The organism is Streptococcus loxodontisalivarius, from assembly GCF_016908645.1.
In the GTDB taxonomy this organism is placed as follows: domain Bacteria; phylum Bacillota; class Bacilli; order Lactobacillales; family Streptococcaceae; genus Streptococcus; species Streptococcus loxodontisalivarius.
Map to the genome: position 1 here is coordinate 1 of NZ_JAFBEH010000027.1, position 24,387 is coordinate 24,387.

Annotated in this window: 22 protein-coding genes; 2 read left to right on the forward strand and 20 right to left on the reverse strand. The window is 40.8% G+C overall.

Going from position 1 to position 24,387, the window contains the following annotated elements:
• Positions 1 to 103: 103 nt before the first annotated feature.
• The 14 genes from JOC28_RS06715 to JOC28_RS06780 all read right to left on the reverse strand — a co-directional run bounded on the left by JOC28_RS06715 (position 104) and on the right by JOC28_RS06780 (position 17,899).
• Complete coding sequence (locus JOC28_RS06715; protein WP_205009927.1) at positions 104 to 520, reverse strand: hypothetical protein; 417 nt, start codon at positions 518 to 520, stop codon at positions 104 to 106.
• A gap of 59 nt (positions 521 to 579) precedes the next feature.
• Positions 580 to 897, reverse strand: a complete 318-nt coding sequence (locus tag JOC28_RS06720; RefSeq protein WP_205009928.1) for a DUF4176 domain-containing protein — start codon at positions 895 to 897, stop codon at positions 580 to 582.
• Between the two features lies 1 nt (position 898).
• A complete protein-coding gene (locus JOC28_RS06725; protein ID WP_205009929.1) occupies positions 899 to 1,699 on the reverse strand; it encodes a tetratricopeptide repeat protein in 801 nt (266 codons plus the stop codon).
• Positions 1,699 to 3,132: a T7SS effector LXG polymorphic toxin gene (locus JOC28_RS06730; protein WP_205009930.1), complete on the reverse strand. Its 1,434-nt coding sequence runs from the start codon at positions 3,130 to 3,132 to the stop codon at positions 1,699 to 1,701. The genes JOC28_RS06725 and JOC28_RS06730 overlap by 1 nt, the downstream gene beginning before the upstream one ends.
• On the reverse strand, positions 3,125 to 3,499 hold the full coding sequence (locus tag JOC28_RS06735; RefSeq protein WP_205009931.1) for a hypothetical protein: 375 nt from the start codon (positions 3,497 to 3,499) through the stop codon (positions 3,125 to 3,127). The genes JOC28_RS06730 and JOC28_RS06735 overlap by 8 nt, the downstream gene beginning before the upstream one ends.
• Positions 3,500 to 3,510: 11 nt before the next feature.
• Entirely contained in the window at positions 3,511 to 3,858 is a 348-nt protein-coding gene (locus JOC28_RS06740) for a TIGR04197 family type VII secretion effector (RefSeq protein WP_205009932.1), read from the reverse strand.
• Positions 3,859 to 3,871: 13 nt separating this feature from the next.
• Complete coding sequence (gene essC, locus JOC28_RS06745; RefSeq protein ID WP_205009933.1) at positions 3,872 to 8,269, reverse strand: type VII secretion protein EssC; 4,398 nt, start codon at positions 8,267 to 8,269, stop codon at positions 3,872 to 3,874.
• 8 nt (positions 8,270 to 8,277) lie between these two features.
• Positions 8,278 to 9,525, reverse strand: coding sequence for a type VII secretion protein EssB (essB, locus tag JOC28_RS06750; RefSeq protein WP_205009934.1), 1,248 nt, complete (start codon positions 9,523 to 9,525; stop codon positions 8,278 to 8,280).
• Between the two features lies 1 nt (position 9,526).
• Entirely contained in the window at positions 9,527 to 9,766 is a 240-nt protein-coding gene (locus JOC28_RS06755) for an EsaB/YukD family protein (RefSeq protein WP_205009935.1), read from the reverse strand.
• A gap of 3 nt (positions 9,767 to 9,769) precedes the next feature.
• On the reverse strand, positions 9,770 to 10,222 hold the full coding sequence (gene essA, locus JOC28_RS06760) for a type VII secretion protein EssA (protein WP_205009936.1): 453 nt from the start codon (positions 10,220 to 10,222) through the stop codon (positions 9,770 to 9,772).
• A 1-nt stretch (position 10,223) separates the two neighbouring features.
• Complete coding sequence (gene esaA / locus JOC28_RS06765; protein ID WP_205009937.1) at positions 10,224 to 13,346, reverse strand: type VII secretion protein EsaA; 3,123 nt, start codon at positions 13,344 to 13,346, stop codon at positions 10,224 to 10,226.
• Positions 13,347 to 13,605: 259 nt separating this feature from the next.
• Positions 13,606 to 13,896: a WXG100 family type VII secretion target gene (locus tag JOC28_RS06770; RefSeq protein WP_205009938.1), complete on the reverse strand. Its 291-nt coding sequence runs from the start codon at positions 13,894 to 13,896 to the stop codon at positions 13,606 to 13,608.
• Between the two features lie 297 nt (positions 13,897 to 14,193).
• Positions 14,194 to 16,602, reverse strand: coding sequence for a DNA translocase FtsK (locus JOC28_RS06775; protein WP_205009939.1), 2,409 nt, complete (start codon positions 16,600 to 16,602; stop codon positions 14,194 to 14,196).
• A gap of 103 nt (positions 16,603 to 16,705) precedes the next feature.
• Positions 16,706 to 17,899, reverse strand: coding sequence for a DUF2189 domain-containing protein (locus JOC28_RS06780; RefSeq protein WP_205009940.1), 1,194 nt, complete (start codon positions 17,897 to 17,899; stop codon positions 16,706 to 16,708).
• A 692-nt stretch (positions 17,900 to 18,591) separates the two neighbouring features.
• On the opposite strand from JOC28_RS06780, the gene JOC28_RS06785 reads away from it, so the two are divergent.
• Positions 18,592 to 19,401, forward strand: coding sequence for a peptidylprolyl isomerase (locus JOC28_RS06785; RefSeq protein ID WP_205009941.1), 810 nt, complete (start codon positions 18,592 to 18,594; stop codon positions 19,399 to 19,401).
• Positions 19,402 to 19,511: 110 nt separating this feature from the next.
• Here JOC28_RS06785 and JOC28_RS06790 read toward each other — a convergent pair whose 3' ends face one another.
• Genes JOC28_RS06790 through JOC28_RS06800 form a run of 3 tightly spaced genes read right to left on the reverse strand, consistent with a single transcriptional unit; the run spans position 19,512 to position 22,018 of the window.
• Entirely contained in the window at positions 19,512 to 20,339 is an 828-nt protein-coding gene (locus JOC28_RS06790) for a metal ABC transporter permease (RefSeq protein WP_205009942.1), read from the reverse strand.
• The gene (locus JOC28_RS06795) at positions 20,336 to 21,064 is read right to left on the reverse strand and encodes a metal ABC transporter ATP-binding protein (protein ID WP_205009943.1); all 729 of its coding nucleotides are present in this window, start codon (positions 21,062 to 21,064) and stop codon (positions 20,336 to 20,338) included. Before JOC28_RS06795 ends, JOC28_RS06790 begins: the two co-directional genes overlap by 4 nt.
• Positions 21,065 to 21,085: 21 nt before the next feature.
• Positions 21,086 to 22,018 (reverse strand): metal ABC transporter substrate-binding protein, encoded by a 933-nt coding sequence (locus JOC28_RS06800; protein WP_205009944.1) that lies wholly within the window; start codon positions 22,016 to 22,018, stop codon positions 21,086 to 21,088.
• Between the two features lie 137 nt (positions 22,019 to 22,155).
• Here JOC28_RS06800 and JOC28_RS06805 point away from each other — a divergent pair, with 137 nt between their 5' ends.
• Positions 22,156 to 22,803: a metal-dependent transcriptional regulator gene (locus JOC28_RS06805; protein ID WP_205009945.1), complete on the forward strand. Its 648-nt coding sequence runs from the start codon at positions 22,156 to 22,158 to the stop codon at positions 22,801 to 22,803.
• A gap of 39 nt (positions 22,804 to 22,842) precedes the next feature.
• Here the strand turns inward: JOC28_RS06805 and JOC28_RS06810 are convergent, their stop codons facing one another.
• Genes JOC28_RS06810 through JOC28_RS06820 form a run of 3 tightly spaced genes read right to left on the reverse strand, consistent with a single transcriptional unit; the run spans position 22,843 to position 24,378 of the window.
• On the reverse strand, positions 22,843 to 23,535 hold the full coding sequence (locus JOC28_RS06810; RefSeq protein ID WP_205009946.1) for a 5'-methylthioadenosine/adenosylhomocysteine nucleosidase: 693 nt from the start codon (positions 23,533 to 23,535) through the stop codon (positions 22,843 to 22,845).
• Between the two features lie 12 nt (positions 23,536 to 23,547).
• A complete protein-coding gene (gene macP, locus JOC28_RS06815) occupies positions 23,548 to 23,823 on the reverse strand; it encodes a cell wall synthase accessory phosphoprotein MacP (protein ID WP_205009947.1) in 276 nt (91 codons plus the stop codon).
• Between the two features lie 3 nt (positions 23,824 to 23,826).
• Complete coding sequence (locus tag JOC28_RS06820; RefSeq protein WP_205009948.1) at positions 23,827 to 24,378, reverse strand: NUDIX hydrolase; 552 nt, start codon at positions 24,376 to 24,378, stop codon at positions 23,827 to 23,829.
• Positions 24,379 to 24,387 lie beyond the last annotated feature (9 nt).

Below are 24,387 nucleotides of genomic sequence, written 5' to 3' on the forward strand. Positions count from 1 at the left end.
ATTCTTCTCGCTTTGAACGCAACAAAAGAGAGAACCAATTTGATTCTCTCTCGTGCTTAATTATTTAGTCAACCCACTACAGTTGACAAAGAGCCAGTTTTCGTTATTGGGAAGTATCCATATACTTTTCAGCATAGTCAGTATAATCTGGTGTTTCAGATTTATTCATTGCCAGAATCATACTTCCCTGTAATGGCTCATCTGTATCATCAATCTGAAGCATAATCGCTACATCGTCATCACTGTCTGGAAAGATAATCGAATAATAATTATCGTAATCTTTCAGTTTGATTACATAGTAGTGAATACCGTTGACGATACCGATACCATTCTGAGTATAGTCACTACTTTCACCATCAATTGAAATGCTAGTGTCTGTAATAACTACCTTCATATTATTATCACTCGGATCTTGAGCCTTCCAAGTTCCTTGAATCTTTGCTGAACCCTTGCAAGCTACCAACATTAACAATGCTGTGAAAGCGAGCAAAGCAAAGCTTATCCTTTTTATCTTTTTCATAGTGCTCCAGTCTGATTAAGAAGTAAGTTCTAGCCTTTGTGGATATAAGATCTTCTCTCTTAATCTTTTTGATTAAATGCTGCGACTGTTAATTTAGGATATTCAATACCCGATACAATGGCATCATAATTTTCAGTTAGCTGTTGAAAATGTATATCAATATAACCTACAAATACGACTTCCTCAATATCTTCTTTATTGAAAAAAGCAGTTTGTTCATTTGTAACACCTAAAGGAAGTGGGACTGCTCCAAAATCAAAGTAGCCTCGTTCTCCATTTTTTTCAGTTACCGGAAAAAGCGTTGAAATCATCAGATTCTCACTTGCTTTCTTCACTCTTACTACTGTACCGATTGGTAGCACTTGTCTTTCAGTCATATTAGTTCTCCTCTAAATATTTTTTAGCTTCACGGACATAAAATAGTTCTGGGTTTTCATTTACAATTTCTTGGAAATAGGTTTTAGCAGTATTCACATTATCTTGATTAACATAATTCAATGCAAGAAAATAATATTTCATAATTAAAGATAACCGATTAGTAGGAATAAAATCTTCAAAAAAATCATCAACATTTCCCCTATAAATATTCTGTATAGCACTAATCATATTTTTGTAAACCTTGTATTCCTTACTCTTTTTACTCACACCTATAGTTTGGAAATAATCAACTTCATCCCCTTTATTACTCTCTAACCGTACCAAACCGGAAAAATAAGCAATGTTCATTCGCATTTTCTCCCTATCTGGGATAGATACCATTCTCCAATCAGAACGCTGTAAGTAATTAAGAGATTTTTCAAAATCACCTTGATAGTAAGCTGCTACACCCTCTGAAAATACAAGAAGATTTCGGGTTATTTTTTTCGATTTTTTGTTACTTTTTGATTCTACATAAACTCGAAATTCTAGATATTTTTTAATATCAATTTGATTAACTAAGATATCATCAATCGCTGCAGTAAAGATATTATGATAAACAACAATACAGGCTACCACAAACACCAATATTAGTGCTAATACAGTAGTCAAAGTTGAATTACCGACCGTTAATAGCTGGTGAACTACGACTATATCAATAGCTACTACTAAAATGATAAAAACGATACGAAATAGTTGTTGATAAAAATAAATAGTTTTTACTGATTGTTCTGCAATTTTTGTAATCAATTTATTGTTCATTATTTCTCTCCGTCATTTTCTCCGCTGTTAACACTAAATGTCGCTACTGCTGAAGAAACAAGCCAACCTACCGCAATATATGGGCTAAGATAAATAGCAGCTAAAGCAGTACCACCAATAATAACAGTCCCTACTGCAATTGTTCCAATATTATCCCACACAAAAGTTCCAACTTCCTTAGCTGTTTCAACACCAGAGGATACTACTCCTGAAACAACATTCACAGTCGCTCCAGCCAAGTCATAATATGAACCATCATCATTATTTCTCTGATACTTACCATACTCTGTCTCAACTGAAACATCTGTTTTTACTTCCTTATCCGTTGACACTTCAACAGCATTATTGACTGTAGTCTTTTTGCTGGCATAACTTGCCATAACACCATTGACATACTTGTAACCCATAGTAAGACTTGTATTATCTTTTTCCAAAGTAAAACTAATACCAGCTTCTTCTGGGCCAACTTTCCCTGTACTAGATGGTGTCAAAGAATCACTTGAAAGTGCACTACCTTTAAGAGTCCCTTCGGTTGAACCATCCTTACTAATTGAAGCTGACTCTCCTAGTCCAATGCCAGAAAAAACTCCCTTATCAAACTTAATCGCGACATCACTATCTGTTGATGCAGAAACAGAGATTTTACTCTTTCCATAACCAAAGTAATTGTCATAGAAAATAATTTCCTTCTCATATTCTCCTGTCACTCCATAGTAATCAGTGATTGCTTTGGCTTCCTCTTCTGTCATATCCTCTTGAGTTTTCAAGGCTTCCATAACAACTTGACGTTTTTTCCATGTATCTTTCAACTCAGTCGCCCAAGGTAAGTCACTACTCTGATAGCTTCGAAAACCTGTTGTCGCACAAAAGCCATTAAAATCTGCCACAACTTGAGCTGTCCCTGACTTAAGGGCTCCTTCAAGTGCAGAAATATTACTAACGATTGTTGAAGATTGGCGGTCAAACTCGTTAAGTTTTCTCAACTTCTCTCGGGTCTTATTCAGGTCACTTTGTAATGAGCTGGCATAATCACTGGCTTGTTTACGTGTGGCAGCTGTAACATTCTCATCTTTTGAGAGAGTTCTAACAAGATTTTGAGCCGTTATAACACTAGCCTGCTTGCTATTAATCTCAGCTTCCAACTGATCACTATCTAAACTCTCACCTCCACAAAGGCTGGCATAGGTTGAGGAAAGTGTACTTGCGGCACTTCCTACTGCTTCAGTATAGATAATAAGTCCCTGAAGCAATGGCGTTAAAACACTAGCTTGGTAATTCTTGGCACTATCATAGGCCTTACCTTTTAAGTCACTTGCTCCTGCAAATTGTGCAAATGAACTTAGGGCTTGATTCAAGGCCTGCGAACGGCTGTTACTTGCGGTTGAAACACTACTTCCCATAGCTGACAAGCCACCTGCATCTACTTTAACCATTGGTTTTATCCCCTTTCTTTTCTTCTATACTTCTTAAAGTACGTTTTTTCTCATAGCTGAGCTCTTCTCCTTTATCTAGGAGGGATTGCTTAGTCTTTTGATAATAAGCATCTCTATCTCTAAAATGACCATCCAAAGTCTTGGTCAATCTTTGCAGACCATCTAGCTCATTCATCAAACTCTCTTCTCTTGACTGAGATAGAGGCATGTAAGATAACTCACGTAAGTTGCTATTGATAATACCTGTCAGATCCAAAACTTCATCTTCCAGACGAATGTCCTTCTTTCGTTCTGTCTCTAAATTTTCTAAGGCAACTTTGTTAGCTTCGATCTCTTTGTCAAGATCTTTTAATCGTGTCTCTGTCATCTCCTAACCTCTTACTTAAAATAATTAGTATAGGGAAGATCAGTTGTTTTTGTTGTTTTAGGAGTCGTTGATGGGAGACTGGTTGTTGGTGTGCTAAGTTGGGCACCAAGTCCAGCATCTACAGCTTCAAACTCACTTGCCATCGCATGGACAAAGGATACAAATTGTGAAATCTGTTCTGAAACCTGATGACTGTAAAACGCCTCATTATCAATAGCTCCATCCATGGTTCCTTTTCCACTATAGCTGCTATTGCTGTCCTTACTACCTGAAGAAACAGCACCTATTCCTGCTGAACCGCTACTGATAGCTGTTGCGCTAGCTTGAGCAGACGAGGCATTACTTTGAATTGTTGACATAATGTCCACCTTTCTAACTGGTTAGTTTTACTTTTTCATAGTGACGTCTATCATGGAGATAAACTTCATCCTTATTAAGATGTGGTTCCTTACTATTATATGCCTTATCAAGGAAGGACTGATCAATGAGACGCATGCCCAGAAGTATCAAGTGACTGTCCAGACGAACTTTCTTAGCAAAAGCATCAATTGATGTTCCAAGGAATTGATACATCCCTCCAAGAACGAAGTAGAGTCCTACTTTGTACCCTTCTGTAAATAAATCATTCCAACTATCGATTGTCATTCCAGCAGATGCAAAGAAATCTTGTGTATTTGGAATGAAGATAAACCAATCATCCCCACTCGAACTTCCCTGACGTTCCTTGAAAATCGATTCCAATTGTTGAACGAACATCGGTAACTCCTCTTTTCGTGTGATATAGGTTCGAACTTTTTGAGACCAATCACTATAGAGATTATCCGTATCAATTAACATTACTTTTTTAGTCGGTACTTGCACCAAAACATCTAAGAGATGGCGACCAATATTCTCAAGCGATTCACCATTGTCAGAGATATAAGCTAGGTGCTTGAAGCGGTCTGATTTAAGCGTGACGGGTTCTACATGTACCATATCAAGTCCAATAGGGATGTCCCCTGCCTGAAGAGATGCTTTAACGCTTTCTTTAGCCATAAAGTCTTCAAGTGTCATGGTTTCAGGTACAATCGGAATAGCTTTAGGACGATTTCCTGTCCAAGACTGACTCATCTTCTCAGCTTCTTCTTGAAGTTCCTTGATAATGTGATAGGTTTCTTGTCCTTGACTAGCTTGGGCAACTTGGAAGACCTCTGGTTCTTCTAGGCGAATAAGTCCACGACCTGGGATGTCTTCCATGATATGGTCATGACGTCCAATCAATGAGCGAGCATCCGAATCATCCGTCATCTTGAGGACAATACGACTCTTAATCATGGCTTGTAGGGCTGGTTTAACAGCACCAACTCGTCCAGCAGTCAAGACAAGGTAAATACCTAAACTACTTCCCTCACGCAACAAACTTTGGAAGCAAGCTTCTAGGGCATCACCATAGTCACCTTCCTTAATACCATCATAGGAATCAATGGCAATGACTAACTGTGGCAAGGTATGACCAGTCATCTGTTGGTAGAGGGCTAGCGTTGAAACACCTTCTTTACTAAAGAGCTTCTTACGAGAAGCAACTTCTTCCTGCATGCGTCCAACAAACTTGCTGAGTTTCTCTGTTCCATCAATGGTAAAGTAATCAGCTGTATGTGGCAGTTTAGCTAAAGGCAAGAGACCATTGGTTCCAAAGTCAAAGAGATAGAAATGGAGCTGGTCTGGTTGATTTTGTCTAGCCAAGTCCATCAGTAAGGTTTGTAGGAAGGTTGATTTCCCCATACCCGGTGCTGAGTAAAGAGCTAAGTTCCCGTCTGCTTCAAAGTCATGTGTAGCTAGAAGTTTAGCTTGTTGACTTGGGACATCAATCTGACCAATAATAGCTTCTAAATGCGCTGAGCCAGACTTCCAAAGCTCACGATAGCTCTCTGGTCTCAAGGCGGTCAATGCAATCTGTTTCTCCAACGGTGGTAACCAGGGTTGTGGGAGGCTCTTGATGCCTTGTGCTTGGGTCAGTTGCTGGAGTTTGTCAACGATGGCATCCAGTTCTGTTGGGACTTGGCGGATGTCTTCGACATCGTCTAGTCCTGAGAGGTCTTCGTTGAGGATTTCATACTGGCCTAGGCTATTGATGGCATAGATGGTATGGTCTTCGATTCCTTGGTCTTCCTTGTCTGGTTGGTAGTCTGCTCCTGACCAGGCTGACTGGAAGAGTTCATAGACTTCGTTATTGCCGACCTGTAGGTAGGCACGTCCTGCCTGCGTAATCTCTGCCGCATCTGGTGTGTGCAACATTTCGTTAGAATCCTGTCGGTCTGCCACTTTAAGGGCCAGCTTGAAGCGGGAGTTAGACCAGATTTGGTCATCCACGACACCTGTTGGTTTTTGAGTAGCTAGGATCAGGTGGATTCCTAGGGAACGTCCGATACGTGCTGTTGAGACCAGCTCTTTCATAAAGTCTGGTTGATTGCTCTTAAGCTCTGCGAATTCATCTGAAATCAAGAATAGGTGAGGCATGGGTTCATCGACCTCGCCAAGCTTGTACTTCTTCTGGTACTGGTTGATGTGGTTGACGTCAGCCTGGGCAAAGAGGCGCTGTCTGCGTTTGAGCTCGGCATTGATGGAAACCAAGGCACGCATAGACTGGGCACCGTCAAGGTTGGTAATGGTACCGAGAAGGTGAGGGAGGTCTTTGAAGAGGTTGGCCATCCCCCCACCCTTGTAGTCAATCAGAAGAAAGGCGACATCGTGCGGGTGGAAATTGACAGCTAGGCTGAGAATATAAGACTGGATAACCTCTGACTTACCTGACCCTGTCGTTCCTGCAATCAGTCCGTGAGGGCCATGGGCCTTCTCATGCAGATTGAGGTAGACTAGGTCGTCCTGACCTCTAAGTCCCAGAGGCACAGCTAGGGATTTATATGGAGCATTGCTCTGCCATCTTGCCAAAACACCCAGATCTTCAAAGTCCTCAGCCCCATACATCTCCATGAAAGTCACGGTGTCAGGGATGGAACTCTTGAGGTTCTGCAGGTGGTTGAGTGGCGCCAGACGGCGAGAGAGGGACTCCTTGTCGAAGTCAGTCGGGTAGTGGTCCAAAGCGAAGTCAATCTCTTTGAGATTGCCCTCTTCCATGACCAACTGACCAGTGTTTCGGTCCTTGATGTTGATGACGGTCTGGATATTTTCAGACAGGGAACTCATGACGTCCTGCACGAAAATCAGGGAACAACCAAGGGCTGTCGGATCTTCGGTGAAGAACTCCATGATGACGTGATCCAAAATCAACTTTTCATCTGTCACTAGGACCACATAGTGGGGGGCAAAGAGGGAAGACTCACTAGCTTCCTTGCTCTCTGCTTGTGCCTTGCGGAGCTTGAGAATCTGATTAAGGCTGTTGAGGACCTGGTCACGGGTACGTTGGTTGTAGACGAAGCCACGAACATTCATGTCTTGAAGGCTAGCATGTGGCAGCCAGCGCATCCACTCCCACTGGTCCTTTTCCTCCTCTGGCATGATAGTGATAAATTGAATATCATGGTAGGAATGGAAGAAGGCAAGCTGGTTGACCATGAGCTGGAGCTGTTCCAAAACAAGCTCTCTTGGTCCGATGTAACCCACAGGACCGTGAGACAGATTGGCAACGATTGGCATGTCTGAAATCTTGCGGTTCTGATTGTAGAGGGCGTAGCCTTCTGTTTCCAGAGGATCCTTGATACCAGAACGCTCAGTCTTAGAATAGGTCAGCTGATAGCTGATGTCAACTTGACCCAGACCCAGACGGTAATAGAGAAAGTCAAAGTGCAAGGGCGTTTTCTCATAGATTCGGTGTGAAAAGACCTGCGCCATTTTCTCCAAACGTCCCAAATCAGGGTAGTGATAGAGCTGACCATCTTTTTGAGCCTTGGCTAATTGGCTGAGCTCGATAGACTTGTCCGCCAAATAGAGCTTGTAAGCCTTGATACGCTCTGCCAAATCTTCCTTGTACTGCTTACGGTTTTTAAAATAACCTTGGATAGAAAAGACAGTTGTAATCAAACTCATCGCCATGGTCATGATGACATAAATCCCACGAGGATAAAAGATCGAAATCAAGACGGTGATGGCTATCATGGCAATAGGCGGAATAATGAGTTTTAAGAGTTCATCTCTCGGTTTGGTCGGTTCATTTCCAGGAGCATTGATGCTGATCTTTTCCTCTGAACTACGGTAGATAATCCTTGGAGAACGGTGATAATCTGGATAGTCCTCATAAAAATCATAACGAGAATGAGCTAGACTAGCCAGAGAATCAGAGACTTCTACACCAGAAGAAACCATGATTTCATCTGAGAAGATATGAACCGTCAAACCTTCAAAACTAATCTCATCTCCATCTTGAAGGAGGATTTCTTCCTTGTCAGTCAAGAGATTATTGAAATAGTAAGTTCCTGATAGACAATGTAGTCGCCACTCTCTTGCTTCTTTTTTCAAAACAAGCTGGGCTGAAAAATTTGGTAAGTAGATATCAGCACCTTTGCCTGATGACAAGAGAAGCTCTGCCTTGTCCAAAGGATCATAAGAATGACAAAGCTGATTGGCAATATAATAGAAGGAAATTCCTAGAAGCTCCTGCCCATTTTCAAGCTGACCAAGATCATCAGCCAGTTGATAGTAGAGCTGACCTTGGCTTTCTTTCAAGACAAGATCACTTTCTAAATCTAAAAACTGGTTTAAGTGTAGGCTTTTACCATCTTGGAGATCTTGGTGATAGCGAATGCCATTCTTATAAAAGATAAGTTCTAATCCCATAAGACCTCCTATTTGCTAGCTGAACTTGCGCTGCTAGTAGAGGAACTGCTGGCGCTTGATGAAGCTGAGCTAGTAGTCGTTGATGACTGGTCGTCACCATTTAGGTCGTTGGTGCGTTGCTCCCAATACTTGTCATACTCTGTTTGGAGCTCTTCCAACTGCTGCTCACGCTCGCTACCAGATAGGCTATCTGATGCCTGAACTTTTTCTTTCTGAGCGCTGATTGCATAGAGAACCAGGTCCACATCATCCAAACGTTTAGCCGTATCCTTAGCATCCTCACTGTCTCCACGTCCAATCTGAATCCAGTAATCAAGGTAGAGTTCATCAGATTTTAGGGAAACATTATTGAGGACAATAGTGCGCTGCTCCTCACTCAAATCCTGTGACTGGATATAGGCGTAAGCCAGTTCATATTTTTGAGTGTAGGGAATATTGGCTACCGCTACTTTTTCAAGCTCTTCAATCAGCCCTGTATAGTCTGTCTTAACAAAATAGGTATCTGCCTGCAGCATCTTTTCCTTAAAAGGATTATTGATAAAGACCAGATAGATAAGCGGAATCAACAAGATCAGACTAACAACAGAAAGCCAAATAGAGGCGTACTTGTAGAGTTGATAACGTGACTTCGCAACTGTGGTTAGCTTCTGTGCTTCCTCATTAAGTTTGAAATGATAGAAACTCTCCAACTGCTCTCTAACTTCTTGGCTAGACTTGGCTTGTCTGACACTATCCAGGAAATCTGGCAGGTCAGCTACTTCAAGCGAACCATTGTAGAGGTCCATAAAGTCCAAATCTGTAAAGAGCGTAATAATGTAAGATTTCAGCTGTCTCAGGAAGTCCTCCTGTCCAATCTGTCTTGGAACCATGACCTCTGGCAAGGCACGGTAGCCCAGCTTAGGATTACCATCCTTGGTTAAGAAGATATTTTCAGGATGCAAGAAGAAGGTCACCGGTAAAGAAAGTGCCTCTTCAAAAACCAGACTATTGAGAGCCACGCGCAGACTCTCAGACATAGGACGCTTTTTGAGCTCTTCTCTAGTAAGCTGATCTTTTTCTACTTCGTAATCAAAGCTGACGCTATCTGCATCACTGCTAATCTTCTGTTTCAAGAAGAGCGGATGTGTCAAGGACAACAACATCAATTCTGATAAATCCTGGCTGGCGACATCTGAACGTTTGAGGCTCAAGTGCCAACTGGTCTCTTCTTTTTCAAATTGAAAGGTCTGTTGGTCAAATTCAAATGACTTCTCCACCTTATACCTCCTCGATTTCAAGTAAGTCACCTGTCGTGACTGGGTAATGTGCTAATACTTTTCCCTCATCCAAGATAAGACCTTTATTGATGACACGGATCTGATATTTTCGCCTATCAGTTGCTCGTCCAAAAATATTGTCGATTTCTTTGATGAGTTTTGTGACTTCAATCTGAGTAGGGATTCGCATATCCATCTTGCGCTGACCCGAACTCAGAGTAACGTTGATATGTTCTCCCATTTATCATTGACTCCTATAAACACGGTAACTAAGATAGGTAGCAAGTAGAATCAAACTGATTACCAAGCCAAGATAAACCATCTGCATCAGAATTGTTGACTGACTTTGTGTCTGATCTTCTTCTACCCTCGTTTGCAACAAAGTATCGTTACTCGAAAATAACGATACTGTGTCAATATTGACCACAGGAATATTACCAGAAGTGAAGAGCTGCTCTTGGTTGGCTGCCATCTTCTGACTTTCTTCTTCCTTGATGGTTTTTAATTTTTTCTGGTCTTCTTCTGAAAAGAGGTCTTTGACCATATCAGATTGATTTCCAAGACTCTTACTGTCACCCTCTTGCTCTAGTCGATTACTATCGATGACTAGACTATTGTCTTTGATATCATCAGCAAAGACAGGCAGAGCTGTCAAACTGACTAGGCTCAGTGCTAGTAATAATGTTCTTTTTTTCATATTAGTCCTCAGTTGCTGATCTTCCTGGCAAGGTCAAAGTCACAAAGACATTGGTTACCGAGATGAAGACGATAGCAATTATGGTAATGATGATAAAGGCAAGGCTGGCTGTTGTGCCATCAAAGTAGGCTGACAATTTCGTCTCTAACATTGAGAGCGGATTGATCGTTTTAAGAAATTGTGGGAAACCAGTCAAGCTAGCTGTTGTTCCGATAGCATTTGATAGATAAACGAAACTGATAATCATAAAGAGTGCCAATCCCATACCAATTGCCTTGAAGTTCTTGATGAAGAGGTATTGACCATGAACTAAGATAAAGGCAAAGAGAACAACGAGCAAGACCCATGAAGGTTGATATTCACTCTCGATAGCTAGACGGTCTGCTGAGACAATTCCCAAGACAAGCCCGACAATCAATGAAAGGAATGATAGAATCAAAACATTGAGCAAGTCTGTATTGTAGAAATGATCCACTTTGAATTTATCTTTAACTTTCTTAACAAGATTCTGCGTCGCAAAGATATAGGCTGTAAAGAGAGTAACCACTTCGAGAAGAAGAATCCAGGTGAATGGTCGATAAACATTGACTGTAGCCTTAACTGATGAAGAGGTTTCAGCAACTGGGTTTGACAAGAAATCAAGAAGGACTTCATTTGCCACTCCATTACTGTAAGCATTGTTAAGCACTTTAACAAATGAGCTAACAAAGTCACCACTTTCATTCAATTCTGCTTCAAATTCATTCATCAAACTTGCTGCATCTGTTGAGAGAGCTTGACCACTTGATTGAGCATTTTGAACTTGTTGGTTGAAGTTACTGAAAATGTCATTAACACCTGACGCCTCTGTTGAGGTAGCTTGTGAGCTTGCTTCGACGCTTGATGTCGAACTAAGAAGCGACTGCAATTCATCACTAAGTGATGACAGGTCAGCTGTCGATGATTTTTGAGCTTCATCACTACTTGCCTGTGCTGTAGAGACTGAGTTTGCTTTTTCTTGTAGAGAAGATACTAGAGCCAATTGGCTTGAGATTTGACTCGCCAATTGTTCGCTGTTTGTTTTGATACTTGCCAACTGTGTCTCAAGATCAGCCTTAGTAGCTTTCAAGGATGTCAAGGTCTCAGTCAACTTGTTATCCGCTGCAACTGCACTGCTATAGGCTGACAAATTATTTGTAATGGCATCAGTCAATAGATCTTTCAGGAGTGTCTTAGCTGGTTGATTGAGGAACTTATCTGTTAATGAACTTGTTCCAGTTGGATAGTAGGTATCAATCAATTTCCCAACTGTATTGTAAGCGTCAATAACTGCTTGCGCCTTGCTATGGTAATCAGCTACTGCAGTCAAATAGTCATTATAGTCAAAGCTAGGTGTGCTAGTCGTTGATTTACCATTGACTGTCGTTACAAGAGTAACATCTCCAGTTGTATTATGAGACGTTGATGTCGTTGTTCCTGTTCCAGAAGTTGATGAAGATGATGTCGTTGTTGTAGCTGATGCATCAGTTGTCGTCGTATTTGTTACTGCAGTCGTGTAGCTATAGTTGATTTTTACTGAGTAGCCCTTACTCAAATCAACAGGGACGCTATCAGAAACAGCATGATTTGTTGTCACACCCTCAACAGTAAGTTCCCAGCTTGAAACAATAGAACCTGGGTCACTGATAGAAAGGCTAGCTGGGCTTGAGGTTGATGAGCTTGAAGAGGCAGTTTGTGCCGCTTGATACTTAGCCTCATCACTCTCTTTGTTTTTCATTGTTGTATAGGCCGTTTGAAGACCTGTCAAGAGACTAGAGTTGAATGATTTACCATTATTTGTAACATAGCTTTGAGCTTGACTAGTGTAGGCTGTGATCTGATTAACATCAGTCGCTTCCATAGAAGCTGTTACTGCTGACAAATCCGCACTTGGAAGTGTCGCAATCATTGATTGCATCAGGTTATTCAAATCACTGGTATAATCACTCACTGAGTAGGTCAAGCTAGTGTCCTTATCAAGGATATCTGCTAACGTTACAGAGTCTAGGCTTGTTCCATAGTAGTTGGCAATCTCTTGTTCAACATAGGTATCAATTGCACTGATTTGACTTTGGAGTTTATTTTGCTCGTCAGCAATATTTTGTTCTAAAGTAGCAATTTGACTATCTAGTTCAGCTAAATAAGCTTCATAACCTGATGTCAAAACCTGACCATCCGTATCTGTAGTGACTGTTCCAAGTTTAGTTGACAGTTCTGTCTGCTCTGTTTCCATGCTTGAAATCAAGCTTGACAATTCATCGCTAAGAACTGACTGATTCATTTCCATCAAAGCAGACGTAAATTCTGTATAGGTGATGTCATTGCTTGCACGTTGGCTAATCAAACTTTCAAGACTTGTACGGAAGGAATCCTGTGAACTTGAAAGGGTTTGATAGAGGTTGAGACTTGAAGCAATTGTTTCATTCAAGCTATTATTTGCTTCCAAACTTGAATTTGATGAAGAAACAAGACTTGGGAATACATCTTGGAAGGCTAGAGCTGAGTCATAAAGATTTGCCTTATAGTTGCCAATATTAGTTGATTGGGTATTGGCAATTGCTTGAACATTTTCCTGTGCAGTGTAGAGATTGCTTAGGATACTTGCCATATACATATCAACAAGCTGCGCATTCAAATCTGAAACCACATCTTTAGCTAGCTTATTGGCTTCATTTTCAACCTGAAGATTTCCAGAAGCATTGACCTTGTAAGTTACAGTTGTTTTTTCAACATTTACATTGTTGATATCCAATACTTTCTTAGAGAAATCGCTTGGGATGAAGATAATCAACTGGTAGTCACCTGACTTAAGCCCAGCTTCTGCTGTTCCTCGGCTGACTACTGACCAGTTGTGCGTCTCATCACGCTCAATTGTCTTGATATAGCTAGAGCCAAGATTGTAACTCTGACCGTCTGACTCAACAGACTGATCTTCGTTGACGATAGCGACATCAAGTTTGGTTTCTTTTTGACTCGTTTGAGCTGACTTTGTGCTGGTCGTATTTTGCACAGCAATATTCAAGCCAACTACGGCTGCAAGCATGACCACAATCAAGAGGATACTTACTATATATTTGACTGGTCTTGACAGTTTAAATCTCTCCATTTTAACTTCCTTTTGACAATTTTTTCTGATGATGATTGACCGATAAAACAAGGAGAGGCTGAGACAAAAATGTACCCAGCTTCACCTCCTTTTATAATCTTATCTTCGGGAAAATACAGAGCTAGCTATCAAAAACTTGATATAAAATAGTAGCCCGCAGCTCTAATCACCATTGGTATAGTATCCAAAGATTGACTACTATACCAATGGAGACTAAGTCTCCATTTATGTTCAGGAATGGTCTTCCTGAAATCAGCTATTAGCCGCGGATTTGTGCAGCAATATCTGAGTCAGTTTGTTCAATTGTATCCGCAACGCTATTCAATTGAGTGTTAATGTCAGCAAGCAATTGCGCAAATTGTTCGATTTTTGGAGCCAATTCGTTGAATTGTTCTTCAAAGCTATCGAAGGCTGTACCGTCCCAGTTATCTGAGATAACTTGTTGCTCTGCACGCAAAGTAGAGAGAACAGATGTTACATCATTTGAACCATTAGTATATTTAACAGCTGATGTACGAAGTTCTTCAGGGGTCAATTTAATTAGTGCCATGTTGCACCTCCTATAAGTTTATAAATCTCATTTTATCATAATATTCTTTTATTGACAACAATTGTCAGAAAGTTTCTGAAATAAGTGTTTTTATATTTTTAATTAGTAACAAATTCAATTATATCAGTCTTTTCAGATAACCTTTAAAATATCAAAAATAATTTTTAGTATCAAATTATTTGAAAAGGAGGCGTTTTCAATTCTAATTTTACTTAAATGCAAAATTAGAAAATTTTATTATTATATTTGTGTCGTTTAAGCAAAAAAACAACCCCAATTTTCATTGAGATTGTGTTTTTAGCTATTAGTCATGAGAACTTTTCTTGGTTTGGTACCTTCGGCTGGTCCGATGACTCCTGCTTCTTCCAATTCTTCCATCAGTCTAGTTGCTCGGTTAAAGCCGACTGAGAGGCGTCTTTGGAGCATAGAAGCGCTAGCTTTTTGGGTTTCTAGTACCAGAGCTTTTGCTTCTTCAAAGAGGGGATCTCCCTCAGCAGCTCCGCCATTTCCAGAAGAAGAAAGATCACCTTCTGCCACTTCGCCAGGGTCAAAACTGTCGTCATACTGGGCTTCAGCTTGATTTTTGATAAAGCTGACGATACGTTCGACATCATCGTCAGAGATGAAGGAGCCTTGCAGACGGATTGGGTGGTTTTCATCGATGGGTTTAAAGAGCATATCTCCTCGACCAAGGAGCTTCTCTGCGCCATTTTCATCCAAAATCGTTCTGGAGTCGGTCCCAGATGAGACAGCAAAGGCAACACGAGATGGCACGTTAGCCTTAATCAAACCTGAGATAACATCGACAGATGGACGTTGTGTGGCAAGAATCATATGAATCCCCGCAGCACGCGCCTTCTGACCGAGTCGGATAATGGCATCTTCAACTTCTTTTGAAGCAACCATCATCAGGTCTGCCAATTCATCAACGATAACAACAATCAGAGGAAGAGGAATCTGTTTCTCCTGAGATTGGCTATTCCACTCCTCCACCTTGGCATTGTAGCCAGCAATATTGCGGACACCAAAGTGACTGAAGAGCTCATATCGATTTTCCATCTCATCAACAACCTTTTGCAGAGCCTTGGCAGCCTTACGAGGATTGGTTACCACAGGGATAAGAAGATGGGGAATATCATTGTAGACAGAGAGCTCAACCATCTTGGGATCGACCATAAGGAATTTGACCTGATCTGGACGAGCCTTCATCAAGATAGAAGAAATAATACCATTGACGGCAACAGATTTACCAGAACCTGTCGAACCTGCAACTAGCAAGTGGGGCATACGGGCTAAATCAAAGCTACGAGCTGAGCCATTGACAGCCTTACCGAGCGGCACTTCCAAAAGTTTTTCTGGATCTGTTTGAGATTGTTCCCAGAGTTCTCGGAAAGAAACGGTCGCAATTTCTGAGTTTGGTACTTCAATACCAACTAGAGATTTTCCTGGAATCGGCGCCTCGATACGGACATCCTTAGCTGCTAGGGCAAGCGCCAAATCATCCGCTAGATTGGAAATACGGTTGACACGGACACCGACTGCTGGCTTGATTTCATACTTGGTAACAGATGGTCCAATTTCAGCACGCTCAACCTTAACATCGATACCAAAACTCCTGAAGGTTTCTTCTAGTATTCGAATATTATCTCTAACAATCTTCTTCTCTTTTGATTGATTTTTAGGTTTATCTGGTGCAAAGAGATCGATAGAAGGTAGCTTATACATGAGCATCTGCTTGGCTGAGAAATCAACTGACACAGGCTCATTATCAAGCTCTTCTGTGTCATCAAACTGATCAAGATTGATTTCCTCTGGGTAGGGAACCTCATCGTAAGTAGAGAAATCTTGGTCAGGATAGCTAGACTGGACAGGAATTTCTGGCTCATATGCTAGAATCTCTGGTTCCTGATAGGCTTCTGGTAAATCATCAAACTGAATCGGCTCATCTACTGCCTTGTCATAGAGAATTTCACCAGTCTCATCATCGACAATGAGTTCTTCCAAACGCTTGGCTTCTTCTGCCTGAGCCTTTTCCAAGGCTTTTTGCTCTGCTTCTGCTTGACGGAGTTCTCTTTCGGCAAATCGTTTTTGTCTTTTCTGTTCAAGCTGATCCTGAAGCGCCAGCCATTTTTCACGCATATAAGCCATGAGTTCTTCGACACCATAAGGACTCATGATAAAGAGGCCAAAGCCCATGAACAAAAGTCCAATCAGAAAAGCTCCAATATTGGTGAAAAGGAAGGCGACTGGCTTATAAAGAATAGCTCCCAGCATACCTCCGCCGAGAAACTGAGTCACACGAAAACTAGATAGATCCGAGATAATCAATCTCATGCTGCTAGAGAGCACATCTTGACCAGCTAGTGTGGTAAAAGTGAAGAGGCAGGCGTGAAACTCGAGTAGTAGTCCAATACCAACCAGAAAGAGTCCAGTTGCTAGACCTTCAAATTTTTTAAAGAAACGAAAACCAAACAGGTAGAAAATCCAGACAAAGATAAAGGGATAGGCTAGACTTCCGACGAAAAATCGGACCATGTTATAGACCGTTACTCCAAAAATCCCTAGGCGAATAATTCCAAAAAAGAGGACAAAGGCGATGACAAAAGCCGTCACCATCCGATTAATGGCCTGTTTTCTTTCCAATTCTGCTTTTGTTGGGCGCTTTTTAGATTTGGCGCCTTTTTTACTTGTATTTTTTTTAGGCATAAGTATATTATATCATTTTCCAAAGAAAGATTGAGCAAGACTTTTAGACATTGTCTCGACTAAATAATAAAAGACTTGACCTTTGGTCCAAGCCTTCTTCTTATTAATCAATATCTGTTACCTTTTCGAGATAATAGGTCTTGCTGGCGCTGTCATAATTAAAGGCAAGTGCAAGACTTGAATAACTAGTGCTATCATCTGATGTAGAGATGTAGTAAAGGGTGGCCGTCTGATAAAATTTACCTTTTTCATCAGTTGAAAGAGTCGTTTGGCCAAGACTTGCTTTGGGGTGACTCTTGACAATATCAGTTAACTTAGTTGATTTAGTCAATTCGGATTCCACACCATTTGCTGCTTTAAGAGCTGCTAATTGCTCATCTGTCCATGCACTGTTTTCTAACACGCTTTCAGTAATTCCTTCAACATCACCATAAAATGATGCAGATTCTAGGATATAGTCACCTGAACTATCTTCTTCAAAGGTCATTTCAACAGAATCTGGAATTAAATCATCATCAAAAGTACTATCACTATCTTCGTATTTCAGTTCAATGGTATCACCATCAACTACTCCAGATGATCCCTTACCGAACTTTTTCACAATGTCATCTAGACTGTCTTGACCAACAACCAACTGGCGGAATTTATCTTCAGTCCAGTTGAAATCATAATAATTAGTCACATAGTCATCAGATAGTGAACCAGATGAGTCAGATGAATCGCTCGAGTCATCATCATAGTCATAATCGTAATCATAGCTGCTATCGTAATCATCCTGATAAGAACCGTCTTCATCACGCGCATTGCCCTGAATCTCATCATCCAAAATTGAAGTCGAGTCAGAACCATCATAGTTCACTAGACTTGTAACCTCTGAAATCAGAAAATGATAGCTCACTGCTCCCAATGATAAGGCAAATGAAAGAGCTGCCACAATCGCTGACGCTAAGGACCAAGCACGTAGCTGTTTCCAGTTAATGATTGTCAGGGTTACTCCTGCAATCAAGAGCAGAACAGTCAAAAAGAGGAAGCTACCTGAAGCACTCGTCAACCAGGCTAAAATCGTAAAGAGCAAAGCCAGACAGACAATAGCAATCGGTAGAATAGAGGTCATTACTGATTTTTTAGTCCATGAAATAGCTGGTATTGACCATTTTTTCTTCTTTTTGATGCTAGCAATAGTGATCAACTCTTGGGGGTCGAAATCCGTTTCTTGACCAGCCTCAATCTCTTTCTCACTTGGTTTTCTGCCAGTGATTTTCTCAAAGAGAGCTAGCCACTCTTCTTTTTTCGTCATAGTATCTCCTTTAAAATTTTAATCTTAATTTCATTATAATTGATTTTAAGGAAAAGCACAAATCTCAATATAACTGAATAATTCCCGTTGTTTGAGTTTTTGTTTTTTTGATATTCTCCTTAAGTGGTGGGGCTCCAACAGTCTGGGAGACTGTTGGAGGTGGGAAATAGAGAAAGCGTAGCTTTCATCACAACAGTCCAGTGGACTGTTTGAGGATGACAACAGAAAACAAAGAATTATAGTAAGGCATCGTCAAGTCGGTTGTTCTCATCAGATACAACCTAGATGATGCACTAACTCCGTAGCGATTTATTATCGAAATCGCTTCGGAGTGTCGCAAACCTTCGGTTTCATTACTAAAGGAAAAGCCTAAGGTCTTTTCTCTTCGCTTTCTAATTTCAAGTCTCAGACCTGAAACAGTCCACTGGACTGTTTCACTCCCAAGCGACTTTGTCGCTCTTAGCACCACGGCGGAGACTATCGGAGGCGGCGTACTTCGTACGCCTAAAGCTCCGCTTCTAAAATTAACCTTCCATCCTATATGATGAAATTCCTAATTTCTCGTGGCGATTTAATTTTTTGCGATTCAGCAAAGCCTTATCAGGATTGGATTAAACAACAACGGGAATAGTTCGACTAGTCCATCCAAGACTACTTATGTTAAAATAGTAAAAAAGAGTCAAGGAGGTCTCATGAAAAAACTAACTCTTCTAAGCCTGACAGGTCTATTATTACTGGGACTAGCAGGTTGTAGCGATTTAACACGTGCCATCAGAGGGGACGATTATGTCGATAGTCAAGCGTCAGCCAGTGCTAGTGCCTCTTCTTCTGAAGCAGCAAGTGCTGAACTGCAAAAAGCCCTTAAGGCAGATAGCTCTGCTTTTCCACAACTATCAACTGAGGTTGCTGATGATGAAGCTGAAGTCATCCTTCAGACATCAAAGGGTGATATTACCATCAAGCTCTTCCCAACTTACGCACCGCTGGCTGTGGAAAACTTCCTCACACATGCTAAAGAAGGCTACTACAACGGTCTGACTTTCCACCGCGTCATTGCAGACTTTATGATTCAATCTGGTGATCCAAATGGAGATGGTACTGGCGGTCAGTCTATCTGGAATGGTGAGGATGATTCTATTGACTCAGGCAATGGTTTCAAAAACGAGATTTCACCTTATCTCTACAATCTTCGTGGGGCTCTTGCTATGGCAAATGCTGGCGCAGACACCAATGGAAGTCAGTTCTTCATCAACCAAAACAAGGAAGACCAGTCTTCAGGACTTTCAAGCGACCAGTATCCACAAGCTATCATTGATGCCTACAAAAAGGGAGGAAATCCAAGTCTAGATGGTGACTATACCGTCTTTGGTCAAGTGATTTCTGGCATGGATGTTGTCGATAGTATCTCAGCTGTCGCAACTGATAGTAATAACAAACCAACTGAAAGCGTCACAATCACTGGCATCAAGATTGTTAAAGACTACGATTTTGACAAAAAATAAGCCAAAAATTACTAAAAGACATAGAATAGCTTTAACCAAAAGGCACTCTATGTCTTTTTTTAGTTTATCAATATCCTAAATCTAGTTAACAACTTCCTAACGGAAAATATTCAACGACTGGAAGACCTTTGTTTGGGAGAAATCAGAAAACTGATGAAAAATAGGCTGGCTGCTGTTAAAACAATGGTAGAACCAACAGCTAGATTAAAGCTATAACCGATTGCTATTCCTAAAGTCGAACTCAAAGCTCCAATCACTGCAGATAGAATAACCATCTTTTTAAGACTTTCCGTGTAGAGATAAGCTGTTGCTGCTGGGCTAATCAGCATGGCAACAATCATTATGGTTCCAACGCTCTGCATGGCTGTCACAGCAACTACAGTCAATAAAATCATCACTAAATAATGATAAAAACCTACTTTTATTCCCAGAGATCTAGCTAACACTGGATCAAAACTGGTTATTAGCAATCCTTTAAAAAAGAACAGAATCAAAAGAATGACGAGCGACGCAATAATCATCGTCAGCCATTTATCGCTATCTGCCACCGCAAGGACATTTCCAAAAAGGATATGAAACAAATCTGTCGAGCTGTTAGCAACTCCGATTAGAATGACTCCCAAAGCTAGAAAGGCTGAGAAGATAATGCCAATGGCTGTATCTCCTTTGATCATACTGTTTGATTTAATGTAACCAATCATAAGAGCAGCCAAGAGACCAAAACAGATGGCACCAAGATAGAAATTAATGCCTAACATATAAGAAATGGCAACACCTGGCAAAACGGCATGGGAAATGGCATCTCCCATCAAGGACATCGACCTTAGAATTATAAAAGCTCCTAGAACACCTGATACAAGTCCAACAGCTAAAGCTGTGATTAGAGCATTTTGTAAAAAATGGTAGTGAGCAAGGTCTGAAAAAAACTGACTAATCAACTGACTTCCTCACTTCCTAGGAATAACTCTTGACCATAGGCTTCTTTAAGATAGTCCGAAACGAAGACTTCCAAGGTTTGACCAAAAGCAACCAACTGATGATTAAGAATAAGCAACTGATCAAAGTAATCTCTAACCTTAGCCAAATCATGGTGAACAATCAAGACCATCTTTCCTTTTTCTACCTCATTTCTTAAAAGGCTAATAATAAGGGCTTCGCTAACAGCATCAATACCAACGAATGGTTCGTCAAGTAAGAGGATATCGGCTTCTTGAACGAGACAGCGAGCTAGAAGCATCCTTTGAAACTGCCCACCTGATAGATGTCTAATCGGATAATCCGCAAATTCTTCTAATCCGACCTGTTTAAGAGCTTGGCTGATCAGTTGCCAATCATCATTGTTCAACCAGTTAAATAGTCCTTTTTTAGCGAAAAGTCCCAAAGAAACACATTCTTTAACCTTGATTGGAAAATCGTAGTCAATTTTACTCTTTTGCTCGACATAGGCAAGCTGATAAGGGAGTTTGGTCCTAGGATTTTTCCCAATTTCTACCTGCCCTTGAACCTTAGCCAAACCCATGATCGCTGTTAAGAGACTTGACTTTCCAGCACCATTTGGTCCAATTATTCCGATCATTCCAGAGTGATTGAGTTCAAGATTTAAATCCTCTAAAACCTTAGATTTGCCATCATAGGATAGCTGTAAGTTTCTGATTGAAATCATGACTTATTCCTTTCTCGATTATTACTCAGCTAAACCTTGTGCAATTTTTTCCAAATTCCATTTCATCATGGCATAATAGCTGTCGCCTTCCTGACCTTCTTCTGCAACTGAGTCTGTAAAGATTTCTGCAAAAATAGGAATACCAGTTTCTTTCGAAATTGTCTTCATTGGACGTTTATCCACAGAAGATTCCACAAATAGGGAATGCGGACGTGGATCTTTTTGGAGTTTTTCAACAAGACTCTTGATTTGTTCAGAACTTCCTTCTTCTTCAGTATTGATTTCCCAAATGTAAGCAGATGGGATATCATAGGCTTTTGAAAAGTACTTGAAGCAACCCTCACTAGTAACAATCAGTTTTTGATTTTCAGGAATGGCTGCAAAGGTTGTCTTGGCTTTCTCATCAAGTTCTGCTAATTTCTCAAGATAAGACTTGAGATTTTTTTCGTAAAAGTCCTTGTTTTTAGGATCCTTCTTCTGCAATTGCTCAGCGATATTCTTGGCATAAATCATACCATTTTCTAGATTAAGCCAGGCGTGTGGATCTTCTTTTCCTTTCTCTTCCTGACCTTCAAGATAAATGATATCCACACCTTTACTTACTGCAAAATAATCCTTATCCTTTTTCTTATTGGCATTTTTGACCAATTTCGTAAACCAAGCCTGACCACCATCTTCCAAATTAATACCATTATAAAAAATCAAATCCGCATCCGAAGTCTTTTTGACATCGTTTGGCAGTGGCTCATATTCATGAGGATCTTGACCGATTGGGACAATGCTGTGCAGGTTGATTTTATCAGCAGCAATATTTTTTGTGATATCTGCAATGATTGAATTTGTTGTCACCACATTGATTTTTTGAGAAGCCCCTTGATTCTGCTGATTAGAGCAGGCTAGCAAGCAGACCGAACAAATGATAAGGCTAAAACAAAATATTATTTTTTTAAACATATAATCTCCTAAGGGTATCTAAAATATAAAGTTAGGTATACTTAACTTTATATTTAGGATAACCTTTATTTGTTTTTCTGTCAAGCTTTATCTGATTTTTTTGCTATAATAGAAAATGAAATAAGCGAGGAAAACGTATGACACCTAATAAAGAAGACTATTTGAAGACCATCTATGAAATTGGTGAAAGAGGCAGTAAAATTACCAATAAGCTCATTGCAGAGCTGATGCAGGTATCTGCTCCAGCCGTGTCTGAAATGGTCAAGAAAATGTTAACTCAGGAATGGATTGTAAAGGATAAGGTAGCTGGTTATCTGCTAACTGATAAGGGACTCAGTCTTGTAACTGACCTCTATCGTAAGCACCGCTTGATTGAACTCTTCCTTATCCAACACTTGAATTATTCTACCGATGAAATCCATGAAGAGGCTGAAGTTCTAGAACATACCGTCTCAGACCATTTTATCGACCGACTTGAGATCTTGCTCGGTAATCCTGACTTCTGCCCGCATGGCGGTAGCATTCCCAAAAAGGGACAAGCCCTAATCGAAGTCAATAAACAAACCTTAGCTGAAATAGAGCAAACTGGGCACTATAAGCTTGTGCGCTATCACGATAACTTCCAACTGATCAAGTATATGGAGGATCATGGTCTTGCTATCGGACTCAGCTTTGAGCTCCTTGAAATCGATCCTTACGCTGCAACTTTTACTATCCATTACCAAGACAAAAGTCTAGCAATCCCTCAGCAAATTGCCAGAGAGATTTTCGTTTCAGAACAATAAAAAAGTAGGACAGAAAAATTTTTCTGTCCTACTTTTTTATTAAGCTAATTTTTCCAAGAAAGCAAGCAAGATTGCTGCTGACTGTTTTCCAGCTTGGATAATAAATTCATCAAAGGTGATATTGGCATCGTGGGCTGCAGTATCGCTCATAGCACGCACAACGATGAAGGGTTTTCCAGTCGCATGAGCGGCTTGGGCAATGGCTGCGCCTTCCATCTCAACTGCCAATACTTCTGGAAAGGCTGCCTTGATAGCATCAATCTTATCCTGCCCTGCGATAAAAGAATCGCTGGTCGTAATAAGACCAATCTTGCTATCAACCTTAGCTTCATCGAGCACAGCTTGGAAGGTCTCTACAAAACGACCATCAGCCTCAAAGTAGAGTGGCTGCATAGACATCTGACCAAATTCATAGCCAAAGGCAGTCAGGTCCACATCATGATAAGCAAGTCTGTCAGCCACAACGACATCACCAATTTTAAGTCCGCTTGCAACAGCACCAGCTGAACCCGTGTTGATAAGAGCATCGACTACAAAGTGGTCAACCAAGATAGCAACTGACATGGCAGACATGACCTTACCAACACCAGATTGTACCAAGACAACCTCGTGATTACCAAGTCGACCAGAATAGTAAGTGTGATCAAGCACAACTTCTTCTGTCTTGTCTTGCAAGTGTTCTACAAGGAGCTTGAGTTCCTGCTCCATCGCAGCAATAATTCCAATTTTCATTATGTATTTCCTCTATAATTTAAAGACAGCCCAAAAGAGCAGAATAACCAAGATGATGACGATCAGGAGAATTCGGTTGACCTTAGATTGAAATTCACCACGCTTGGCATTTTCAATACGGCGACTTTTAACAATTTTACGCTTGTCGTCTTCTGCAGATAATTGCTGCGACAAATCATCCCTATCCAAGACCAATGTATCTTCATCATCAAAATAACGACTATCTTGTTCAAACTCACCACGTTCAGCTCGCTTAATGATATCATCTGTCAAAAGCGGTTTTCCCATAGCTTATTTTCCTCCAAAATGCAAGGCAAAATATTGAAGAGCAATCAAAGTTTTAGCATCTCTGATAGCACCAGAGGCGACCAAGTCCATACACTCCTCATAGGTCAACTCAAACAACTCCAACACTTCATCATCATCCTGAGGGCGAGGATTTGGCACCTTTTCTAGATTATCTGCCAGATAGAGCTTGATTTTCTCGTTACAAAATCCAATAGCTGTGTAGAACTCATAGAGAAAAGTCAAATCAGCCCTGTAGCCTGTCTCTTCTTCCAATTCACGCGCAGCAGCTTCCATCTCAGATCCGTTTTCACCAACTTCCAGCTTACCAGCAGGAATCTCGTATGAAAGATCCTCGATAGCCTTACGGTACTGCTTAACAATCACGATTTTACGCTCAGGCGTTACGGCAAGGACTGCCACTGCTCCCTTGTGAAAGACCAGTTCACGCTTAGCCTGTCCTAGACCATTTGGCAATTCCACATCATCGACGGCTACATCAAAGATATGCCCCTTAAAAATCTCTTTTCGCCTGGTGGTTTTTTCTTCAAAATCCATAGCCTGACT

Bases quoted from the DNA above. Each gene is read 5' to 3' on its own strand.
- JOC28_RS06820 (WP_205009948.1), bottom strand. From the start codon at position 24,378: ATGGATTTTGAAGAAAAAACCACCAGGCGAAAAGAGATTTTTAAGGGG.
- JOC28_RS06730 (WP_205009930.1), bottom strand. From the start codon at position 3,132: ATGGTTAAAGTAGATGCAGGTGGCTTGTCAGCTATGGGAAGTAGTGTT.
- JOC28_RS06740 (WP_205009932.1), bottom strand. From the start codon at position 3,858: ATGTCAACAATTCAAAGTAATGCCTCGTCTGCTCAAGCTAGCGCAACA.
- esaA (WP_205009937.1), bottom strand. From the start codon at position 13,346: ATGGAGAGATTTAAACTGTCAAGACCAGTCAAATATATAGTAAGTATC.
- JOC28_RS06725 (WP_205009929.1), bottom strand. From the start codon at position 1,699: ATGAACAATAAATTGATTACAAAAATTGCAGAACAATCAGTAAAAACT.
- JOC28_RS06715 (WP_205009927.1), bottom strand. From the start codon at position 520: ATGAAAAAGATAAAAAGGATAAGCTTTGCTTTGCTCGCTTTCACAGCA.
- JOC28_RS06800 (WP_205009944.1), bottom strand. From the start codon at position 22,018: ATGTTTAAAAAAATAATATTTTGTTTTAGCCTTATCATTTGTTCGGTC.
- macP (WP_205009947.1), bottom strand. From the start codon at position 23,823: ATGGGAAAACCGCTTTTGACAGATGATATCATTAAGCGAGCTGAACGT.
- JOC28_RS06795 (WP_205009943.1), bottom strand. From the start codon at position 21,064: ATGATTTCAATCAGAAACTTACAGCTATCCTATGATGGCAAATCTAAG.
- JOC28_RS06805 (WP_205009945.1), top strand. From the start codon at position 22,156: ATGACACCTAATAAAGAAGACTATTTGAAGACCATCTATGAAATTGGT.
- JOC28_RS06785 (WP_205009941.1), top strand. From the start codon at position 18,592: ATGAAAAAACTAACTCTTCTAAGCCTGACAGGTCTATTATTACTGGGA.
- JOC28_RS06735 (WP_205009931.1), bottom strand. From the start codon at position 3,499: ATGACAGAGACACGATTAAAAGATCTTGACAAAGAGATCGAAGCTAAC.
- JOC28_RS06775 (WP_205009939.1), bottom strand. From the start codon at position 16,602: ATGCCTAAAAAAAATACAAGTAAAAAAGGCGCCAAATCTAAAAAGCGC.
- JOC28_RS06780 (WP_205009940.1), bottom strand. From the start codon at position 17,899: ATGACGAAAAAAGAAGAGTGGCTAGCTCTCTTTGAGAAAATCACTGGC.
- JOC28_RS06755 (WP_205009935.1), bottom strand. From the start codon at position 9,766: ATGGGAGAACATATCAACGTTACTCTGAGTTCGGGTCAGCGCAAGATG.
- JOC28_RS06770 (WP_205009938.1), bottom strand. From the start codon at position 13,896: ATGGCACTAATTAAATTGACCCCTGAAGAACTTCGTACATCAGCTGTT.
- essA (WP_205009936.1), bottom strand. From the start codon at position 10,222: ATGAAAAAAAGAACATTATTACTAGCACTGAGCCTAGTCAGTTTGACA.
- JOC28_RS06810 (WP_205009946.1), bottom strand. From the start codon at position 23,535: ATGAAAATTGGAATTATTGCTGCGATGGAGCAGGAACTCAAGCTCCTT.
- JOC28_RS06720 (WP_205009928.1), bottom strand. From the start codon at position 897: ATGACTGAAAGACAAGTGCTACCAATCGGTACAGTAGTAAGAGTGAAG.
- essC (WP_205009933.1), bottom strand. From the start codon at position 8,269: ATGGGATTAGAACTTATCTTTTATAAGAATGGCATTCGCTATCACCAA.